At 67.9% G+C, this 13,972-nt stretch carries 13 protein-coding genes and 1 pseudogene; 8 read left to right on the forward strand and 6 right to left on the reverse strand.

The genetic code is table 11. The features are described from left to right. Nucleotides 1–11 precede the first annotated feature (11 nt). The 5 genes from ACWD04_RS14715 (at nt 12) to ACWD04_RS14735 (ending at nt 5,093) form a co-directional block, all read left to right on the forward strand. Nucleotides 12–476, forward strand: coding sequence for a nuclear transport factor 2 family protein (locus ACWD04_RS14715; protein ID WP_451131761.1), 465 nt, complete (start codon nt 12–14; stop codon nt 474–476). Between the two features lie 236 nt (nt 477–712). Beyond that, nucleotides 713–1,702, forward strand: coding sequence for an aldo/keto reductase (locus tag ACWD04_RS14720; protein WP_451131763.1), 990 nt, complete (start codon nt 713–715; stop codon nt 1,700–1,702). 213 nt (nt 1,703–1,915) lie between these two features. Continuing rightward, complete coding sequence (locus tag ACWD04_RS14725) at nt 1,916–3,049, forward strand: alkene reductase (RefSeq protein ID WP_451131765.1); 1,134 nt, start codon at nt 1,916–1,918, stop codon at nt 3,047–3,049. 353 nt (nt 3,050–3,402) lie between these two features. Beyond that, nucleotides 3,403–4,299 carry a helix-turn-helix transcriptional regulator gene (locus ACWD04_RS14730; protein ID WP_451131767.1) on the forward strand — a complete coding sequence of 299 codons (897 nt, stop codon included), beginning with the start codon at nt 3,403–3,405 and terminating at the stop codon, nt 4,297–4,299. Next, on the forward strand, nt 4,296–5,093 hold the full coding sequence (locus ACWD04_RS14735; RefSeq protein ID WP_451131769.1) for an SDR family NAD(P)-dependent oxidoreductase: 798 nt from the start codon (nt 4,296–4,298) through the stop codon (nt 5,091–5,093). The genes ACWD04_RS14730 and ACWD04_RS14735 overlap by 4 nt, the downstream gene beginning before the upstream one ends. Before the next feature lie 83 nt (nt 5,094–5,176). Here ACWD04_RS14735 and ACWD04_RS14740 read toward each other — a convergent pair whose 3' ends face one another. Further along, entirely contained in the window at nt 5,177–5,353 is a 177-nt protein-coding gene (locus ACWD04_RS14740) for a hypothetical protein (protein WP_451131771.1), read from the reverse strand. A gap of 1,556 nt (nt 5,354–6,909) precedes the next feature. Here ACWD04_RS14740 and ACWD04_RS14745 point away from each other — a divergent pair. Both ACWD04_RS14745 and ACWD04_RS14750 read left to right on the forward strand, forming a co-directional pair. Beyond that, entirely contained in the window at nt 6,910–8,307 is a 1,398-nt protein-coding gene (locus ACWD04_RS14745; protein ID WP_451131773.1) for an MFS transporter, read from the forward strand. Further along, nucleotides 8,304–9,569 carry an FAD-dependent monooxygenase gene (locus ACWD04_RS14750; RefSeq protein ID WP_451131775.1) on the forward strand — a complete coding sequence of 422 codons (1,266 nt, stop codon included), beginning with the start codon at nt 8,304–8,306 and terminating at the stop codon, nt 9,567–9,569. Before ACWD04_RS14745 ends, ACWD04_RS14750 begins: the two co-directional genes overlap by 4 nt. On the opposite strand, the pseudogene ACWD04_RS14755 reads toward ACWD04_RS14750, so the two are convergent. Then, nucleotides 9,541–9,627 (reverse strand): annotated as a pseudogene (locus ACWD04_RS14755) (IS5/IS1182 family transposase); the annotation flags it as partial. The gene ACWD04_RS14750 and the pseudogene ACWD04_RS14755 sit on opposite strands and share 29 nt — an antisense overlap. Here ACWD04_RS14755 and ACWD04_RS14760 point away from each other — a divergent pair. Then, complete coding sequence (locus ACWD04_RS14760) at nt 9,628–9,768, forward strand: hypothetical protein (protein WP_451132276.1); 141 nt, start codon at nt 9,628–9,630, stop codon at nt 9,766–9,768. It begins immediately after the preceding pseudogene. A 311-nt stretch (nt 9,769–10,079) separates the two neighbouring features. On the opposite strand, the gene ACWD04_RS14765 is transcribed toward ACWD04_RS14760, so the two are convergent. From ACWD04_RS14765 to ACWD04_RS14780, 4 genes are all read right to left on the reverse strand, one after another. Beyond that, nucleotides 10,080–10,226 carry a hypothetical protein gene (locus ACWD04_RS14765; RefSeq protein WP_451131777.1) on the reverse strand — a complete coding sequence of 49 codons (147 nt, stop codon included), beginning with the start codon at nt 10,224–10,226 and terminating at the stop codon, nt 10,080–10,082. Nucleotides 10,227–10,295: 69 nt separating this feature from the next. Further along, nucleotides 10,296–11,438, reverse strand: coding sequence for an FAD-dependent oxidoreductase (locus ACWD04_RS14770; protein ID WP_451131779.1), 1,143 nt, complete (start codon nt 11,436–11,438; stop codon nt 10,296–10,298). A gap of 5 nt (nt 11,439–11,443) precedes the next feature. Continuing rightward, nucleotides 11,444–12,847, reverse strand: a complete 1,404-nt coding sequence (locus ACWD04_RS14775) for a peptide MFS transporter (protein WP_451131781.1) — start codon at nt 12,845–12,847, stop codon at nt 11,444–11,446. Between the two features lie 338 nt (nt 12,848–13,185). Then, on the reverse strand, nt 13,186–13,755 hold the full coding sequence (locus ACWD04_RS14780; RefSeq protein ID WP_451131783.1) for a helix-turn-helix domain-containing protein: 570 nt from the start codon (nt 13,753–13,755) through the stop codon (nt 13,186–13,188). Nucleotides 13,756–13,972 lie beyond the last annotated feature (217 nt).

The following is a 13,972-nucleotide window of genomic DNA, read 5'->3' on the forward strand; positions in this document are numbered from 1 at the left end:
ATCGGAATCCCATGAGCGAAACCCCCGGTCCGGACGGCTCGGACCGCAGCGCGATCCTCGGCCTGCTCACGGCCTACGTCTTCGGCCTCGACCACCGCGACTTCACTCGCGTTGCCTCTGTCTTCACCGAGGACGCTCAGGTGGAGAACGTCTTCGACGCCTACCTTGCGGAGGGGACGCAGTTCAGCGGCCTGACCACCGGTGGCAGCGCGGTCGCGGACGGCGCCCGCCAATTGTTCAGGAGCCTCGACGCGACGCAGCACTTGCTGGGTGCCCAGACCGTCGAGATCACGGATGCGGGAGCGCACGCGTCCACGCAGATCGTTGCCCATCACCACCGGGGCAAGGCCCACTACCACACCGGCGGCACCTACGAGGACGACCTCGTGCGAACCGCCGATGGCTGGCGCATCTCACGCCGTTCTCTGCGCATCCACTGGACAACCGGCAGCCCTGACGTATTTCTCACGTCATGAAGCCCAGGAGTGGCCCCAACCACTCCGGCGGCCGGTGAGCCCAGCACACAGCTGCCGGCGCCGGTCCGCGCCGCAGACCGCGCGTGGCGCTTCATCTGTGGTGTTCACACCCCACGACACCCCCGGCCTCGACGACCGGCACCACAAGCCCGGAGCCGACAGCCTGTCCCGGCGAGCATCCGGGAAGCGTGGCCGGGGACCGAACCCAACCGGCTCATTCGACCAGAGGAGACGTCATGCAGCGCAGGACACTCGGCAGCCAAGGCCTTGAGGTCTCGGCGATCGGCTACGGAACGATGGGCCTGACGATGTCCTACGGCCCCGGGGACACCGAGCAGGGCATCGCCGCCATCCAGCGCGCCCATGACCTGGGTGTCACCTTCTTCGATACCGCCGAGTTCTACGGTTGGGGCACCGGCTCCAACGAGAAGCTGCTCGGTCAGGCCGTCAAGAACTTCCGCGAGGAGGTCGTCCTGGCCACGAAATTCGGCTTCGACATGTCGCTGCCCCCCGAAGAGATCGGGGTCGCCCTCGACAGCCGCCCGGAAAACATTTGCAAGGTCGCCGACAACAGCCTGCGCTACCTCGGCGTGGACCACATCGATGTCTTCTATCAGCATCGCGTCGACCCGGAGGTGCCCATCGAGGACGTCGCCGGCACAGTGAAGGAGCTCATCGACGCGGGCAAGGTGAAGTACTTCGGCCTGAGCGAGGCCGGTCCCGAGACCGTCCGTAGGGCGCACGCCGTGCAGCCGGTCTCCGTCCTGCAGACCGAATACTCCCTGTTCGAGCGGGACATCGAGCAGGTCTTCCCCACGCTCGACGAATTGGGCATCGGCTTCGTCGCCTACGCCCCGCTGGGACGCGGCTTCATCACCGGGGGTGCCAAACCGGCCGGGCAGTACGACGCCACCGACATGCGCAACGTCGATGCCCGCTGGCAGCCGGGCAACTTCGAGAAGAACGTCGAGGCCGTGCGGCGACTCGCCGACCTCGCAGCCGCCAAGGGGGCCTCGGTCTCCCAGCTGGCCCTGGCCTGGCTCCTTGCGCAGGGTGGGCACAAGGTGCCCATCCCCGGCACCCGCAGCCCGAAGCGTGTCGAGGAGAACACACGTGCCGCCAATCTCACGCTGAGCGACGCCGATTTGGCAGCGATCAACGAAATCCTGCCGCACGGCGGTTACGGCGCCCGCTACGGCGAGGACTACACGCCCACCTGGGTCTGACCCCGTTCCGCGAGCACACCGCGCCCCCTGAACGCTGCGGCGCCCTCGCCAGGAGAGCGCCGCAGCGCAGCACACCCGCGCCTCCCGCACTGTACGGACCGGCGAGCGCCGCCGTTTCGGTGAGCACTCGTTCGCAGTTCGGTACTGCCGCAGCGCTTCAGCAGGCGGGCCCCACGCCGCTTCTCGCACCCACCTCAGAACGGAGTCAGATCAGTGACGTCAGCATCGACATCCGAGGGAAGATCTCTCTTCACGCCTGTTTCTCTCGGCGACATCCTGCTTGCGAACCGCGTCGTCATGGCCCCCCTGACTCGGATGCGCTCGGGTCCCTCCGGTGCACCAGGTGACCTGGTGGTCGAGCACTACAGGCAGCGAGCGAGCCTCGGACTGATTGTCACCGAGGGCGTCTACCCCAGCCACGAGTCACAGGCCTTCGTGGGGCAGCCGGGCATCGTCACTGATGAGCAGGTGGCCGGCTGGCGGCGGGTGGCCGAGACAGTGCACGCTCAAGGCGGCCGTATCGTGGTGCAGATCGTGCACGCCGGCCGCGTCACCCACCCTGACGTCAACGGCGGCCGGCGCATCCTGGCTCCCAGCGCGATCGCGGTCAGCGGCGAGGGACACACAGAGAGGGGCAAGCAGCCCTACCCGGTGCCGCAAGCACTGACCGTCGCTGAGGCCCGAACAGCCCTTGAGGACTTCGTCGCCGCCTCCCGCCGCGCGATCGAGGCCGGTATGGACGGCGTGGAGATCCACGCCGCCAACGGATACCTGCTGCACGAGTTCCTAGCCTCGGCGTCCAACCGGCGCACCGACAGGTACGGGGGCACGCCGGCGAACCGGGCCCGCTTCGCCCTCGAAGTGGTGACGGCGGTCGCGGCGGCCATCGGCGCCGGACGAGTCGGGCTCCGGATCTCACCTGAACGCAACATCAATGACGTCCTGGAACCTGACAGGGACGAGGTCCTGGCTACGTATGGCCATCTGCTGGACCACCTGCGCCCGCTGGGTCTGGCGTACCTCTCCGTCCTGCACGAGGAGTTGCAGGGAGGCCTGGTCCAGGAGTTGCGCCGACGCTTCGGTGGCAGGTTGATGGCCAACAGCGGCTCCCTCTCGATCACTTCGCGCGAGGAAGCAGTGGGGCTGATCGACTCCGCCCACGCCGATGCCGTGGCCGTGGGCCGAGCGGCTCTTGCCAATCCCGACCTGGTGGAGCGTTGGCGGGGCCGGCACCCGGAGAACGATCTGCGTCCGAAACTCTTCTACACATCCGGCGCGGAGGGATACACCGACTACCCGTTCCTCCCGTTGCTGTCGGACACCACCTGCCACAGTTCGGCAGGGTGAGCTGCTGTGGTCTGGGGAGCGACCGGTGCCTTGACATCGCCGCCGCACTCGACGAGCACGTCCTGCTGGACGAGGCCCGCCTGACCGGCAGCTTCCTGGGTATGACCGACTCCGCCCGATGCCTTCGCCGTGCGGTCTGGAGTGTCTCCGTAGGTGGCACAGCACCACGGGCGACGTGGGGCCGCCGGTCTGTGGTTCGCGTGGTGCCGGGGTGCTGTCTCCAGCAGATCACCGCAGGCAGGGCTCCCGGAGGCCGATGCCTGGGCCGGGCTTTCCCCGGTCGCGGCTTCCTGGGACGCGGCGACCCACCTTCCGCGCCGCACGGTCCGCCCGGGGCGGGCAACATGGAAGACATGGCCAGTAACGTCGACCTCAGCGAGTTCCTCCGCCGGTGCCGCGCCCGGATCACCCCCGAGTCCGTAGGGCTGCCGCAGCACGGGGCCTACCGGCGAGTGCCGGGGCTGCGCCGCGAGGAAGTCGCACAGCTCGCCGGGGTGAGCACGGACTACTACACGCGGCTGGAGCAGGGACGTAACATCACCCCGTCCGACAGCGTGCTGGACGCGGTCGGACAGGCGCTGCGGCTGGACGAAGCCGAGCGCACCCATTTGTTCGACCTCGTGAAACCCCAGCCCGCCCGGCAGCGCCGCCGCGCTCCGGGTGTGCAGAGGGCCCGCCCCGGGATGCGCCGGTTCCTGGACTCGTTCGAGGACCACGCCGGGTTCATCATCGGGCGGCGCGGGGACGTGCTGGCCACCAACCACCTGTGCCGGGTCCTGCTCACCGATTTCGACGCCATGCCCTACCGGGAGCGCAACCTCACCCGCTGGATCGTCCTGGCGCCCGAGGCCCGTGAGCTGTACGCGGACTGGGAAAAGGTCGCAGCCGAGATGACCGCGATCCTGCGGCTGGACGCGGGCCGGCACCCCGACGACACCCGCACCGCCGAGCTGGTGGGCGAGCTGACCATGAACAGCGAGCACTTTTGCCGCTGGTGGGACGACCACAAGGTCCTCAACCGCACCTTCGGCCAGAAGCGCTTCCGCCATCCCCTGGTCGGTCCCCTGACCATCGACTACGAGGCCTTTCCTCTGCCCGGCGACGACGACCAGACCCTCTTCCTCTACCTGCCCGCCCTTGACCAGACCTCGCAGGAGGCCTGGCGACTGCTGGCGAGCTGGAACGCAGGGGAACCCGCCGCACGCCCCCAGGCCACCACGTCCTCCCCGACCGAACGGAGCACCTCGTGAGCAACCCCGCCTCGTCCCGTCCGCTGGCCCTGGTGACCGGAGCCTCCTCCGGCATCGGTCACGAGCTGGCCTTGCTGTTCGCCATCAACGGGTTCGACCTGATCGCGAGCGGCCGCAGCGAGAAGACCGGCCAGGCCGCCGCCGACCTCGGCCGCCACGGCACCGACGTCATCCCGGTCCGCGCCGATCTCGCGACGCGCGAGGGCGTGAAAACCGTGTGGAACGCGGTGGAGAGGACCGGCCGGCCGCTGGAGGTGGCGGTCCTGAACGCCGGGCGGAGCATCGGCGGGGGCTTCCTGGACACCGACCTGGACGACGAGCTCAGTCTGATCGACCTGAACGTGACCTCCGTCGTCCACCTCGCCAAGCACGTGGCCCGCCACATGGCCGCGAACGGCAAGGGCCGCATCCTGATCACCTCGTCGCTGTCCGCGACGCTGCCCACCCCGTACGAGACCGTCTACGGTCCCTCGCGCGCCTTCACCCGCATGTTCGCCCTCGGCCTGCGCGAAGAACTCAAGGAACACGGCGTCAGCGTCACCACGCTCATGCCAGGCGCCACCGACAGCGACTTCCACGCCCGCGCAGGCATGAACAACACCGCCTTCGGCCCCGGCATGAAGAAGAACAGCCGCAAGGACGTCGCCCGCCAAGGCTTCCTCGCCCTGATGAACGGACAGGCAGAAGTTGTCGGCGGCGACGCCGCCACCCGCCGCACCGCATGGAAGAACCGCTTCCTGCCCGAAACCCTCAAGGCCGCCCGCCACGCCCGCAGCGCCAAACCGCGCGACTGAACCCGGCCCATCAGCGTCCCGCTCCGGAGAACTCGATGGGAGGCCCACCCGTCGGAAGGTGTGGGCCGCCCATCGTCGTGAGGTCAGGCACCGATGAAGTGCTCGGCCTGCTCGCGGTCGGTGTGCAGCCGCCATGAGCCCAGCGCGATCTCGGCGGGCGCCCGTAAGGGGACGCCCTCCGGCGCCGCGGTGCCGGTCATGAGGTTGAAGGCCACGTTCACCGCGTAGATCCCCTTTGTGACCAGGACGTCGATGCTCATGAACCGTACGGCCAGCGGTCTTCAGCGCCGAGGTGAGCTTCGCGGCATCGCCGACCTCGGCGGCGAAGCCCTCGGTCGTGATCCCGGCTCCGACGAGTCATGACATCCCAGGACGGATGGGTGTCCGGCTCGTTGGCGAACCACGGAATCAGTGTGTCTTCGCTTGCGGGCGCAGGTCGCCGTCGTTACCGAGGGTGACAAGTCGATATCTCGGTTAAGCCGCTGCCTTCCGTCCTTGTCGGCGCGCAGCATGTCGGCGCCCGCCTCCAGGGACACCTGGTTGCCGCCGCCCTGGTGCGAGCCATCGGCGAGGGAGCGGTAGCGGTCCAGGGTGAAGGCGAGGTGGTCGTTGTCGAGCGGCCGGAAGTCCCCGGCGTTCAGGGTCTCGTCGTCTACGATGCCGCCCGCAAGCGCCAGTTCCCTCGCGCTTCTGACGGCGTCGAAGGTGTTACCGACGGTGACCTGGCTACGGAAACGCATCCCCAGCCTCGCGGCCTACCGCTGAAGGGACAGGAGGTGCTGGTGGATGTAGGTACGTCAGCGGCCGGTGGAAGTCGCGACGGACGCGCTCGCCGGCTTCCTGCGGCAGGTCGAAGTCGGGACGCGGCAGCGGGTCGGGTATCCGGTAGCCGTCCCTGCGCTGGACGAACACCAGCGGTAGGTACGGCACGAGGTCGTAACCGCGACGCGTCCGTGACGTCGGTGAGCCCCCTCTTACGCTGGCGATAGCCAGGCCAAACCACCCCTACAAGGCCCGGGCGCGACCTGCTCCCATTCCGCCGCAGCCTGATCTGCAGACCGCGGGCCCCGAGCGATGGTGCTCGGCCCCAGGGCCGCCCTCCCTCCACCCCCTACCGCGGTAGTACATCCACATTGGCTCCCCGGTATGACGCCCTGTCCGCTGCCGAGCACGCACCCTCGCTTGTCGGCAGGAGACGACCGTGAAGGGGCAGGAGTTGTGACTACGCAACGGCAAGCGGCAGAGGGCGGGCCTCCGGCCGGAGGCTCCGGCTGTCACACCCGGTGTCGCCGACGAGCCCACCGCTGCCCTGGACACCGGCACCGCCGCCGAGGTCCTCGGCCTGCTCCGGCCACGCCGTATGTCCCCCTTCTGTACGGCGCTTCGCGGGCGCCGTCGGCAGCCTGGCGCTGCTCGCGATCATGCTGCCTGCTCGGGGGTCGCTGCGTCGCCGACCGTAGCCCGTACGCACAGCGCGACAGTCGGCATGACGTCGGCTTCCCTCGCACCGCCCGCAGAGAGCTGGACAACCCCGGCGGCGGGGCGCGGCCGTCTCGTTCATCAGCGTCGGAGTGCTCAGCGGTGCAGCGCTGTGCCAGGCACCCGAAGGTCTCGCGGGGGCGGTGGCGGCGTCCGCCGTTCCGGCTCCGGCCGGCCTCGGCCACCCATGGGATGACCAGACAGCGGCGGCCACGATCCGATCGTTCACGTCCCCGGTGAGCGGCTCCGCGATCGCGCCACCGACGGCCCACGCGGGGGCGGCGTGACGCGACTGAACGACCTCAACCAGCTCTGCAATGACGGAAAAAGGATAGGCATGACCACATCCCAGGCCCCTCCGGCCCCTGTCAGGAAGGTCGCTGTCGGAGCCCTCGGCATGCTGGCAGTGGCCACCGGCGCCTTGGAGTCGGTGGTGACACCGACACTCCCGCTCCTGCAACGCGAGCTGAACATGAGTCCCGCCGAAGGAGCGCTGCTCAGCATCGTGCTCCTGATCACCGGCGCACTCATCACCCCGGTGGCGGGCAAGTTCGGCGACCGCTACGGCGGGAAACGGGTCCTGATCCGGCTGATGGCGGTGGTCTCGGCCGGCGGCCTGGTGTCCGCCGTGGCACCGAACCTGCCCGTATTGCTGGTCGGCCAGATCCTCCAGGGGGCGATGGTCGGCGCGCTGCCCCTCTCGTTCATCCTGGTGCGCGAACACCTCCCCGAGGGAGAGTCCAAGGTCGCCATCGGCGTGGTCAGCGGCCTGTTCGTCGGCGGCGGGATGGCGGGCACGCTGGCCGCCGGGCCCGTGGCCGAAGGGCTGTCCCGACACTGGATGTTCGCGCTGCCCACGCTCGTCGTGATCGCGGCCACCATCCTGGTGAACAGGTTCATGCCGCAGGGCCAACCGGGCCGGCCCGATGACGCCGGGACCGACTGGTCAGGCCTGGCCCTCCTGAGCGGGATTTTGGTCACGCTGATGCTCGTCCTGTCGATGGCGCCCGACCTCGGCTCGCAGCCCCTCGTGCTCGCAGTCCTTCTCGTGCTCCTGGTCGCCCTCGTGACCGGGTGGACGGCCGTGGAGCGCCGAGTGGCGTCGCCGATGGTCGATCTGCGGATGCTGTCCCGGCCTGCGGTGTGGAAGCCGTGCGTGCTGACGTTCACGATCTGCGTCGGTACCTCGGCGGCGGTCTATCTCGTTCCGCAACTGTTCGCGGTGTCCGACGACGCATACGGCTTCGGGGCCAGCGCAACCACGATCGGCTTCTTCCTGCTGCCCGGCGCGGTCGCCGCGTCTCTGGCCGGACCGATCGGTGGGATCGGAGCGCGGCGTTTCGGCTCGCGTGCAGTAGTCGTCGCCGGGATCGTCATCCTGACTGCCTCCCTGATCGCCCTGGCGGCCGTGCACACCGAGGTCTGGCACCTCGTCATCGGCAAGATGCTGGTCGCGCTGGCCAACGGGCTGTGCGTGACAGCGCTGGTGACCGGCACCGCCACTTCCGTCGATCAGGGTGACACCGGCATCGCCACCAGCCTGGTCCTGGTGACCCGCGTCATCGGCTTCGCCGTGGGCGTGCAGGCCAGTGGCGCGCTCCTCACCGCTGCAACCCCGTCCGGATCCGACGTCCCGGACGAATCCGCCTTCGTCACCGGCTTCGTCATCGCCGCCACCGTCACGGCCCTGTCCCTGTTTGTCGCCCGCACCATGCGCAAAGGAAGCAAGGAATGACACTCCCGCACCAGTTGAGGAAAAGCCGTGCTGTGCCACAGCGCAAGGCCCTGATCTCTGGGGCCAGCATCGCCGGGCCTGCCCTCGCATTCTGGCTGAACCGCCTCGGATTCGAGGTCACGGTGATCGAGAAGGCCCCCACACTCCGCGGCGGCGGCTACCCTATCGACGTGCGTGGCACGGCACTCGAAGTCGTCCGGCGGATGGGAATCCTGCCCCGGCTGTGGGACGTACACATCGACCTGCGCCGACTCACCTTCCTCGCCGCGGACGGCGGTGAGGTGGCCTCGGTCCATCCCCACTCCGTCACCGGCGGCGTTGCGGGGCATGACCTGGAGGTGCGGCGCGGGGATCTGTCCGATGCCCTTTACGCGGCGACCCGTGACGACGTGGAGTTCTTGCTCAGCGACTCCATCGAGACCCTCGACGAGCACCAGCACGGCATCGACGTCACCTTCCGCAGAGGCAGCACGCGTACATTCGACATGGTGTTCGGCGCGGACGGTCTGCACTCGCACACCCGTCGGATGCTGTTCGGTCCCGAAGAACAGTTCCACCGGTACCTCGGTTACTGCTTCGCTGTGTTCACCATGCCCAATACGTTCGGACTCTCCCAAGAGACTGTGATGTGGAACGCGCCGGGCAAGGCTGCGGCACTCTACGCCGTGGGGGACCACGACGACGTGCACGCCTTCCTGAACTTCGCCCACCCGCAACCGCCATTCGACGCGTTCCCCGACCCGCAAGCCCAACGCGGCTTGGTGAACACGGTCTTCACCGACGCGGGGTGGGAGGTCCCGGGTATGCTGGCCGCGATGCGGGATGCGGATGATCTGTTCTTCGACGCGGTCAGCCAGATCCGCGTGCCCCGCTGGTCCGACGGCAGGGTCGCCCTGGTGGGCGACGCCGCGTGGGCGCCCTCGTTCCTCACCGGACAGGGCACCAGCCTTGCACTCGTCGGCGCGTACATGCTCGCTGCTTCCCTGGCCGACCGGGAACACCCCTCCGGCTTCGCCGCCTACGAACACAACACCCGTGGGTTCGTGACCATGAACCAGGCGCTGGTCGGCAAGGGCGGTGCCACACTTTTCCCGACCACTGCACAAGGGCTTGAACAACGCAACACCAGACTGCGCAAACTCGCCGCCATTCCCCGCGCGGAGGAGCGACCGGCTCATTCGGCCCTCACCCTGCCCGACTTCATGAGTACGCTGGGCCCACCGGCATCGACTTCGCGAGAGCGTCCCGGACGATCGCGGTGATGCGGTTGGTGCCGCAGCGGAGCTTCCGTAGGAGGCGCCACCCCTTCAGTGTGCTGTTGTGCCGACGCTGCCACCGCTCGACCTTCCGGACGGCGTCAACGTCTTCCAGGCTCTGGGGGAGCTGCTCCGGCACCAGCCCCAGGTGACCATAGTCAAGCTTGCCGGGATGGCGCGCGGCGGAGGATCACCGGTGTCCTGAAGAAAGCGACCACGTGCGGCTCGCCCACCTCATCGGACGCCAATGTGGCCGACCGTCACGTCACGTGGTGGGTACCGATGAGGTGGTGCGTGAACAGCATCCTTCAACATGAGCATCCCGATGCTGCCCTGGCAGGAGCCCAGCGGTGCCGGAACAACTATCCGCCCGGCTGTCGACGCTCAACCGGCAGATCTACAAGGTGCAAGGGCTTGACGGTCCCACCGACACGGTGTGGGCGCCCGCGCGCGCAGCCGAGCTCGAAGCTCACGGTGGTGGTCGCGCCTGCGGGGACCGCTACTCGCTCGAAGCCCTTAGTGGCTGCGCAGGCCGCCGCGGTCGTCGGCGAGGACCGGCCGCAGGCCGACGCACCGGGCCTCGGCCTGGTCGGCGATCCGGCGGACCGCGGCGTTGAGCTCGCGCACCTTCGCAGCCTTGCGCGGGCGGCGGGGAGAAGCCATGCCGCCTGAAAACGCAGAAACCGGCCGCTACGAAACTCAGGGCAGCTCAGTAACTCCTTACCGGGATGGTCAGGCGGATACTGGGCGGGAGGGGTGCTCGGCGTTGAGGATGAATGCCGTGCTGTCGTTCTTCGGTGGCAGGCCGAGGATCGCTCGGGCGGCGAGCTCGCCGAAGGCCGGTGCGTTCTTGAAGCCCTTGCCGGAGAAACCGGCACAGACGAAGACCGAGGGCATGCTCGGGTGTTCGCGCATGAACTCGATGCGTGAATGCGTGTAGGCCTCGAAGTACGCCTGGGCTCGCATCGGGTAGTCCTCCAGCATCGGGAAGAGGTCCCGCGCGACGGCGCGGATGGGCTCAAGGTCCCTGTCGGCGATGCGCAGGGGCGCGGTGTCCGGGGACTCGATGGGCAGGTGGTCGCGGAATCCGACGCCGAGCTTCATGGCCACCCCGTCCGCGGTCGGCAGCCCGTACGAGTAATCGGGTTCCGTGCGCAGATAGGGGAGCGTTCCGTCGAGCGTGCTTCCAGCTTTGGGCGGGTGCCACGAGGAGATGAGGCGCCGCGTCGCGAGGTACGGGGCCACGTCCGGCAAGAGGGTGGCGGTCCACGCGCCTGCCGCGACGACGACTCGGTCGTAGCGTTCCGTACCGTTGCCGGCCACGATGTCGACCTGGCTGCCGACTTGGTTGATGGCCGTGACACGGCATTCGCGCAGGACCCGTGCGCCGCGTGCGACGGCCGCGTCCGCGACGGCACGTACGGTGTGTTCGGGGAAGATGATGCCGGCGCCCTTGTCGAGGATCGCGATCTCGTCCTCGTGCAGCCGGTATTGCGGGAAACGCAGCTGCGCTTCCTCGCGAGTGAGCACCTCGGCGCGGCTGCCGAGAAGGGCTGCGCTCTCGAGTGCGGTGTGCGTTGCGGGGCTGGCGGTGCTGCCGATAGCGAGGGCACCGGTCAGGTTGCGCAGCGTGCGTCCGGACTCGCGTTCGAGCTCGTGCCAGATGAGGTCCGCCCGGTCGGTGATGGGCAGGTACCCCAGGTGTTCTACGTCGATGTGGCGGAACAGCCTGGTTTCGCCGCCGGCCGCTCCATGTGAGTGCCCCGGGCTGAAGAGTTCGTAGCCGGTTGCGTCGGCGCCTTGCTTGGCAAGCTGCCAGAGCGTCTGTGCTCCGATGGTTCCCGTTCCGATCACGGCGATGCGAGGAGTGGGCATGTGGATCAGATCTCGATTCCGGCGTACAGGCTGCGGTGGATGGGCCTGCGAAATGCGTACAGGGACAGGCCCGCGGCGACTGCTCCGAGCGCGACGGTCAGGAAGTAGGTGTTGTTCGAGACGACGGTGAAGTACTGCCCCAGCAGGCCCGAGAGAGAGGAACCGAGAGCCAGCGTGAGGAAGTTGATGGCGACCATCTGCGCGGTGAAGGCCTTCGGCGCGATCTGCGTGGCCAGGGAGAGGCCGATGGGCCCGACAAAGATCTCGGAGCTGCCCATGATGAACATGAACACGACGATGTAGGCGAACGGAATGGTGGTGCCTTCGAACAGCGCGGAGATCACCAGAATGAACGCGAAGCCCAGGCCTATCTGCACGAGACCGATGGCGAACTTGGTACCGGCTTTCGGCTGACGTGCACCCATCTTCTTCCAGATGGCGGCGCCGACCGGGAGCATGGCCACGCCGGACGCGGACGAGATCATGGTGATCCAGCCGACGGGGAACGACCAGTCGCCGATGCTGAGATCCACGCGGCTCTTGACCAGGAGGGAGATTGCGGTGAACTTCGCGAAGAGCAGCCCGAAGTACAGGGCGGCGCTGAGAAACAGTGGGATGTAGGAGCTCACGCGACGGCGCTCGAAGGAGGTCACGTTCTCTGAGCGCAGGATGAGCGTGAAATAGGCGGCGGCAGTGAAGAGGGTCCCCACCGTGACGATCATGGAGAGCCGCTCGGCCTTGAGGAGGCCGGACAGGGCCGCCAGGGTGATGACCGCGATCGCGGCGACAGTAATGCAGAGGACTTTGGGCAGTGCTGCCGCGGGCAGCGGGTTGATGACCTGGCTGGCACGCGAAGGCAGGAAGCGTGCCGATCGTACGTACTGGACGAGGGCGATGACCATGCCGACCGCGGCGAGCCCGAACCCTACGTGGAAGCCCCACTGATTCTGGGCCAGGCCCGTGGTCAACGGGCCGAGGACGGCGCCCATGTTGATCGCCATGTAGAAGTACGAGAAGCCGGCGTCCTTCTTGGCGGCGCTCTCGCTCGCGAGGATGAAGCCCACGATGGAGGTGATGTTGGTCTTCAACGCGCCCGTGCCGAGGACGATCAGGACGAGACCTGTGCCGAGCCCGAGCAGCCCCGGCGCGACGGCGAGCACGATGTGGCCCAGGGCGATGACGATGCCGCCACCGAGGACGAGCGTATGGGGGCTGACCAGGCGCTCGCCGGCCCAGGCGCCCAGCAGCTGGGCCAGGTAGACGGCACCGCCATAGGCGCCCGTGATGCCGACCGCTGCGGCGGCGGGAAGGGCGAGCCCTCCTTGGCTCAACGCGTCAAGAAGGTAGAACGCGAGGATGCTCTGCAGGCCATAGAAGGAGAAGCGTTCCCAGAGTTCCGTGAACGCCATTCCTCCGACGCCCCGGAGTTCGGACTTCGCATTCTGGGCGCTCCGTGGGGACGTAACAGACAAAACAACTCCTAGGCGTCTCGTCAGATGATCGCGGGCTGGTGCCGAGGGGTACGTCGCCATGAGGTGCCGGTGCCGGAACGGGAGTTCGTCCGCCCGGCGTCGTGTGGTCGCAGGCGGTTGGACGATCCGGCAGTCCTGAGCGGGATCGTGTGGATGGGCAGGCTCATGCGGCCCCGTGGGGCGCGCGTGAACGGGCGGCTCCTGGGCCACGCCGTACAGGCGGCTCCGGTTCGCGATGGGGCGTGGCCACGCCGGAGTGATATGAGGCGTGCTGGTCAGTACGTGGGGGGCGCCATGGCCCACATGACCTTGGCGGGGTGTGTACCCGTGCGTTCGGTGACCTTGTGGGGGTGACCACTGTTGTAGCTCACGGAATCGAGCGGGCCGAGGGTGTGGGTTGTGGTGCCGACCTGTAATTCAACCTGGCCTTCCAACACCACGAGGAGCTCTTCGGAAGCGCCGTGCGTGTACTGGTCCGTGCCGGTGTCGCCGCCGGGCTCAAAGGTGCCGAGGAGCACTTCGAGGTGGTCGAAGTGCGCCGGGGTCAGCTTGAACTTGGACGCCTTGTTGCCGAACTGTCGACTGGTGGCGTCCGCGAAACGCAGAACCGGCCGTGTCGGCGTATTGCTGGACGCGAAGAGATCGCCGACGTTGAGCTTCAGCGCACCGCAGATCTTCTGCAAGGTGCTGACGCTCCCGTTGGCGCGCCCGCGCTCAAGCTGCGACAGGTAACCGACAGTGATGCCGGTGGCTTCCGAAACCTGTTGCAGCGTCAGGTGGAGAGCTTTCCGACGACGACGAAGGCGGTCTCCGAGCGTGGCATCAGGCTCTGCAGTCTCGGACATGCCGGCGACGCTACACGAGACTTTGATTTTTGTCTCAAAAAATTATTCTCTCAGTGTGCTTGATCATGACTGTTCACCAAGGTGAGTTGTGGACCGCATTGGCCGGCCCCGGTTGTGCGCCGCAGTGGAAGCGGTCCACCGAGGGGCCCCTCCGGGTCCAGGCCTTGCCGGGCTGTGTCTCTGGGACCGGCGCGCCTGGAGAGTGTCCGTTCTCGGC

The sequence above is a fragment of the Streptomyces sp. NPDC002911 genome (assembly GCF_053591835.1).

What these genes read in the sequence shown, in the direction of transcription:
- ACWD04_RS14740 (WP_451131771.1), bottom strand. Translation starts at nt 5,353, where the DNA reads ATGAGCATCGACGTCCTGGTCACAAAGGGGATCTACGCGGTGAACGTG.
- ACWD04_RS14775 (WP_451131781.1), bottom strand. Translation starts at nt 12,847, where the DNA reads ATGGCGTTCACGGAACTCTGGGAACGCTTCTCCTTCTATGGCCTGCAG.
- ACWD04_RS14770 (WP_451131779.1), bottom strand. Translation starts at nt 11,438, where the DNA reads ATGCCCACTCCTCGCATCGCCGTGATCGGAACGGGAACCATCGGAGCA.
- ACWD04_RS14765 (WP_451131777.1), bottom strand. Translation starts at nt 10,226, where the DNA reads ATGGCTTCTCCCCGCCGCCCGCGCAAGGCTGCGAAGGTGCGCGAGCTC.
- ACWD04_RS14730 (WP_451131767.1), top strand. Translation starts at nt 3,403, where the DNA reads ATGGCCAGTAACGTCGACCTCAGCGAGTTCCTCCGCCGGTGCCGCGCC.
- ACWD04_RS14745 (WP_451131773.1), top strand. Translation starts at nt 6,910, where the DNA reads ATGACCACATCCCAGGCCCCTCCGGCCCCTGTCAGGAAGGTCGCTGTC.
- ACWD04_RS14750 (WP_451131775.1), top strand. Translation starts at nt 8,304, where the DNA reads ATGACACTCCCGCACCAGTTGAGGAAAAGCCGTGCTGTGCCACAGCGC.
- ACWD04_RS14715 (WP_451131761.1), top strand. Translation starts at nt 12, where the DNA reads ATGAGCGAAACCCCCGGTCCGGACGGCTCGGACCGCAGCGCGATCCTC.
- ACWD04_RS14720 (WP_451131763.1), top strand. Translation starts at nt 713, where the DNA reads ATGCAGCGCAGGACACTCGGCAGCCAAGGCCTTGAGGTCTCGGCGATC.
- ACWD04_RS14780 (WP_451131783.1), bottom strand. Translation starts at nt 13,755, where the DNA reads ATGTCCGAGACTGCAGAGCCTGATGCCACGCTCGGAGACCGCCTTCGT.